This window comes from Variovorax boronicumulans NBRC 103145, from assembly GCF_001591345.1.
GTDB classification, from domain to species: Bacteria; Pseudomonadota; Gammaproteobacteria; order Burkholderiales; family Burkholderiaceae_C; genus Variovorax; species Variovorax boronicumulans.
Window position 1 is genome coordinate 1 of record NZ_BCUS01000224.1, and the last position, 4,177, is coordinate 4,177.

4 protein-coding genes are annotated in these 4,177 nt (G+C 68.5%); 1 reads left to right on the forward strand and 3 read right to left on the reverse strand.

Going from position 1 to position 4,177, the window contains the following annotated elements:
- The 3 genes from VBO01S_RS30945 to VBO01S_RS30955 all read right to left on the reverse strand — a co-directional run.
- On the reverse strand, positions 1-877 hold an 877-nt coding region (locus tag VBO01S_RS30945; protein WP_157627537.1), incomplete at its 3' end, for an esterase/lipase family protein.
- A 96-nt stretch (positions 878-973) separates the two neighbouring features.
- Positions 974-2,089: an acyl-CoA dehydrogenase family protein gene (locus tag VBO01S_RS30950; RefSeq protein ID WP_062482928.1), complete on the reverse strand. Its 1,116-nt coding sequence runs from the start codon at positions 2,087-2,089 to the stop codon at positions 974-976.
- Positions 2,090-2,101: 12 nt separating this feature from the next.
- Positions 2,102-3,283: an acyl-CoA dehydrogenase family protein gene (locus VBO01S_RS30955; protein ID WP_062482930.1), complete on the reverse strand. Its 1,182-nt coding sequence runs from the start codon at positions 3,281-3,283 to the stop codon at positions 2,102-2,104.
- A gap of 173 nt (positions 3,284-3,456) precedes the next feature.
- Between VBO01S_RS30955 and purN the strand changes: the two genes are divergently transcribed.
- Positions 3,457-4,053 carry a phosphoribosylglycinamide formyltransferase gene (purN, locus tag VBO01S_RS30960; RefSeq protein ID WP_062482933.1) on the forward strand — a complete coding sequence of 199 codons (597 nt, stop codon included), beginning with the start codon at positions 3,457-3,459 and terminating at the stop codon, positions 4,051-4,053.
- The last annotated feature ends 124 nt before the right edge of the window (positions 4,054-4,177 follow it).

The window sequence follows — 4,177 nt, forward strand, 5'->3', positions numbered from 1 at the left end:
CCGTGACGCGCGCGCCGGCCAGCGCCAGGTTGTCCGCGCCGGTCGCGCGGCCGTCGAGCACGACCTTCGATTCCGGCGCCACCGCCGTGCTGGCCGGTGCATGGCCGGTCAGGAAGCGCCAGGTCGCCGCGAAGGCAGAGGGCGAAAACGAGGTCTCGCGGTGGTCCACGCGCGGCAGCACGAGGTTGGTGGCGCCCTTGAGCGCCGGCCCGTCGAAGCCGATGTTCGTCGGCTGGCCCGGCGCGCCGATCCACAGGCCGTCGGGCTGGGCGTACTTGTCGTTGGTGTCCGAGCGCAGCGTGAGCCACTGCACGCCGGGCGTGACCTCGTCGCCGTTGGGTCCCTTGGGCGCATTGAGCTGCTGCATGAAGGCCGAGAGCCCCGAGAACTCGTTGTTCTCGCGCAGGCCCTTCACCTTCCAGATGCCGTGCGCCGGGTTGCCGCCCAGCACCACGTGGCTCACCACGGCCGCGCCGCCGCCGTTCTGCACGTAGTTGCGGATGGTGTTGCCGCCGCGCGAATTGCCGATGAGCACGACCTTGGGCGCGCCCGTGGCTTTCAGCACCTTCTCGACCTCGGCGCGCAGGAACGCGGCCGACTCGGTGGTGGAGCTGCGCCCCGGCTGGGCCACGGCGTCGTCGTCGCGGGCCAGGGGATTCGGCTGGTCGACGGCGAAAAGCCGCTCGCGCGGCCAGCCGTTCGATTCGAAGCGCCAGATCGTGGTCTGCCACAGCGCGGCCGAGTCGCCGTTGCCGTGCATGAAGACGATGGGTGGGCGCTCGGTGGAAGAGGGCGCGGAGGTGGCGCAGCCGGTCAGCCAGGTGACGGCGGTGCTTCCGGCAAGGGCCAAGGCAAGCAGGGTGCGGCGGGAAGGCATGTCTGTCTCTCTCCTGGCTGGGGGCTGGGGCCCCGCAAGTGAAAACGCCCGCCGGCGCAAGGCGGGCGGGCGTTGGATGCTATCGACAAACAGCCGTCAGGCGAAGACGCCGGCCGTGTCCTGCATGCGGGCAGAGACCTCGCCCAGGTGGTGCAGCGTGTCGCCGAAGGTGAGCTCGAGCTGCGTGAGCTTGCGGAAGTAGTGGCTGCCGATGTATTCGTCGGTCACGCCGATGCCGCCGTGCAGCTGCACCGAGTTCGCGGCCACGTAGCGCATCGACGTGCCCAGCTGGTACTTGGCGCGGGCCAGCGCCTGGCGGCGCTCGTCGGCCGGGGCGTTGAGCTTGAGCGTTGCGTAGTAGCTCATCGAACGTGCCAGTTCCAGCTGCATCTTCATGTCGGCGACGCGGTGGCGCAGCGCCTGGAAGCTGGAGATGACCACGCCGAACTGCTTGCGCTGGTTCATGTAGTCGATCGTGACGTCGAGCGTCTTGTCGAGCACGCCGACCGCTTCGGCGCAGGTGGCGGCAATGCCGACATCCACCGCGTATTCGAGCGCGGCCAGGCCGTCGGCCGTGACCAGCGTGGCGTCGGCCTTGTCGAACACGACTTCGGCCGCGCGGCCGCCGTCCTGCGTGCCGTAGCCGCGGGCTTCGACGCCGCTGGCGCTGCGCTCGACCAGGAAGAGGGCGATCTTGCCGTCGACCTTGGCGGGCACGATGAAGGCATCGGCCTCGTCGCCCACGGGCACCACGCTCTTGGCGCCGGTCAGCGAGTAGCCGTTGCCCGACTTGACGGCCGTGGCCTCGCACACGTCCAGGCGGTAGCGTGCCTTGCGCTCCTGGTAGGCCAGCACCACGAGGGCCTGGCCGCCGGCGATGCGCGGCAGCCAGTTTTCCTTGGTGGCCGCGTCGGCGTAGCCGCCGAGCACGGCGCCGGCGATCAGCGTCTGCGCGAAGGGCTCCAGCACGATGCCGCGGCCCAGTTCTTCCATCACGACCATGCCGGCCACCGGGCCCATGCCCAGGCCGCCGTCGTCTTCGCTGATGTACAGGCCGCCCAGGCCGAGCTCGGCCAGTTCGTCCCAGGCCTCGCGCGAGAAGCCGCCCTTGGCCTCGATGCCGCGGCGGCGCTCGAAGTCATAGCCCTTGTCGACCCACTTGCGAACGGCGTCGCGCAGTTGGTCCTGGTCTTCCGAAAAATTGAAATCCATGTTGGTGTCTCCTCAGCCCAGGACGGTTTGCGCCACGATGTTGCGCTGGACTTCGTTCGAGCCGCCGTAGATCGTGGTCTTGCGCATGTTGAAGAAGGTCGATGCCAGCGGTGCCAGCGCCGGGTTGCCGCCGGGGAAGTTGCCCTGCCAGCCGGCTTCCATGGCTTCGCGGATCAGTGGCAGCGAGTAGGGGCCGCCGGCCAGCATCATCAGCTCGGCGTAGCGCTGCTGGATCTCGCTGCCGCGGATCTTGAGCAGGCCGGCCACGTCCAGCGAGTTCTTGCCCGAGGTGGCGGCCGACAGCACGCGCAGCACCATCATCTCGAGGGCGACGATGTCGACTTCGAGCTTGGCGATCTCGTCGCGGAAGCGCAGGTCGTCGTACACGCCTTCGCTCTTGGCGATGCGCTTCAGTCGCTCGAGTTCGCGCTTGGCGCGGTTCACGTCGGCGATGTTGGTGCGCTCGTGCGAGAGCAGGTGCTTGGCGTAGGTCCAGCCCTTGTTCTCTTCGCCGATGAGGTTCTCGGCGGGCACTTCGACGTTGTCGAAGAACACCTCGTTCACCTCGACGCCGCCGTCGATCAGCTTGATCGGGCGCACGGTGACGCCGGGCGACTTCATGTCCAGCAGCAGGAAGCTGATGCCGGTCTGGGGCTTGCCTTCGTTGCTGGTGCGCACGAGGTTGAACATCCAGTCGCCGTGCTGGCCGAGCGTGGTCCAGGTCTTCTGGCCGTTGACGATGTACTTGTCACCCTTGCGCTCGGCCTTGGTCTTGACCGAGGCCAGGTCGGAACCCGAGCCGGGTTCGCTGTAGCCCTGGCTCCACCAGACTTCGCCGCTGGCGATGCCGGGCAGGAAGCGCTTTTGCTGCTCGGCGTTGCCGAAGGCCATGATCACCGGGGCCACCATGACGGGGCCGAACGGGATGATGCGCGGCGCGCCGGCCAGGGCGGTTTCTTCCTCGAACAGGTGGCGCTGCACGGCGGTCCAGCCGGGGCCGCCGAATTCCTTGGGCCAGCCGTAGCCCAGCCAGCCCTTCTTGCCGAGGATCTTGGCCCAGCCTTGCAGATCGTCGCGCGTCAGTTCGAGCGCGTTGTGCACCTTGTGCGAAATCTCCTGGGGGAGGTTGTCCTTGACCCATGCGCGAACTTCTTCGCGGAACTTCTGTTCTTCGGGTGTGAAGCTCAAATCCATGCGTGCCTCGCTGTGTTGATCGGTCCACCGCAGACGCGGGGTGTCTCCGGAACTGCGAGTTTTAGCACGGTCGTGCTGCGATCCGGTGTCCGCGTCGCGACAAGCCCGCCGGCGTGCGGGTCGACGGGAGGCTGATCGGGGTGTTGGCGGGGCACGGATAATCCCGGCCTCCCATGAAGAACATCGTGATCCTGATCTCCGGCGGCGGCTCGAACATGGCGGCCATCGTGCGCGCCGCCGAGCGCGACCGCTGGGCCGAGCGCTTCGGCGCGCGCATCGCCGCCGTCATCAGCAACAAGGCGGAGGCCGGCGGGCTGGCGCTGGCCGCATCGCACGGCATCGCGACCGCCGTGGTGCCGCACCAGGCCTTCGACAGCCGCGAGGCCTTCGACGCGGCGCTGGCCGAGGCGGTCGACGCCCACGCGCCGGCGCTCGTGGTGCTGGCGGGCTTCATGCGCATCCTGACGCCCGGCTTCGTGGCCCGCTACGCCGGGCGGCTGGTGAACATCCACCCCTCGCTGCTGCCGGCCTTTCCGGGGCTGCACACGCACCAGCGCGCCATCGACGCGGGCTGCAAAGTGGCCGGGGTGACGGTGCACCAGGTCACGGCCGAGCTCGACCACGGGCCGATCCTGGCGCAGGCCGTGGTGCCGGTGCTGCCGGACGACACGGCCGCCACGCTGGCCGCCCGGGTGCTGTCCCAGGAGCACCTGCTGTATCCGCGCGCCATCGCTGGATGGCTGTTGGATACATTGAGTCACAAAGCTTAAAGTTGTTTATATTGTTGGGTTTTCGGGAGCACAGAACTTTGAAAACCCAATCGCTGCTGTTGACGTTGGCCACCGCGGCCCTGCTGGCCGCCTGCGCCGCCCCGGCCCCCGCGCCGGCACCGGG

Coding starts and splice junctions, on each gene's coding strand:
- purN (WP_062482933.1), top strand. CDS start 3,457: ATGAAGAACATCGTGATCCTGATCTCCGGCGGCGGCTCGAACATGGCG.
- VBO01S_RS30955 (WP_062482930.1), bottom strand. CDS start 3,283: ATGGATTTGAGCTTCACACCCGAAGAACAGAAGTTCCGCGAAGAAGTT.
- VBO01S_RS30950 (WP_062482928.1), bottom strand. CDS start 2,089: ATGGATTTCAATTTTTCGGAAGACCAGGACCAACTGCGCGACGCCGTT.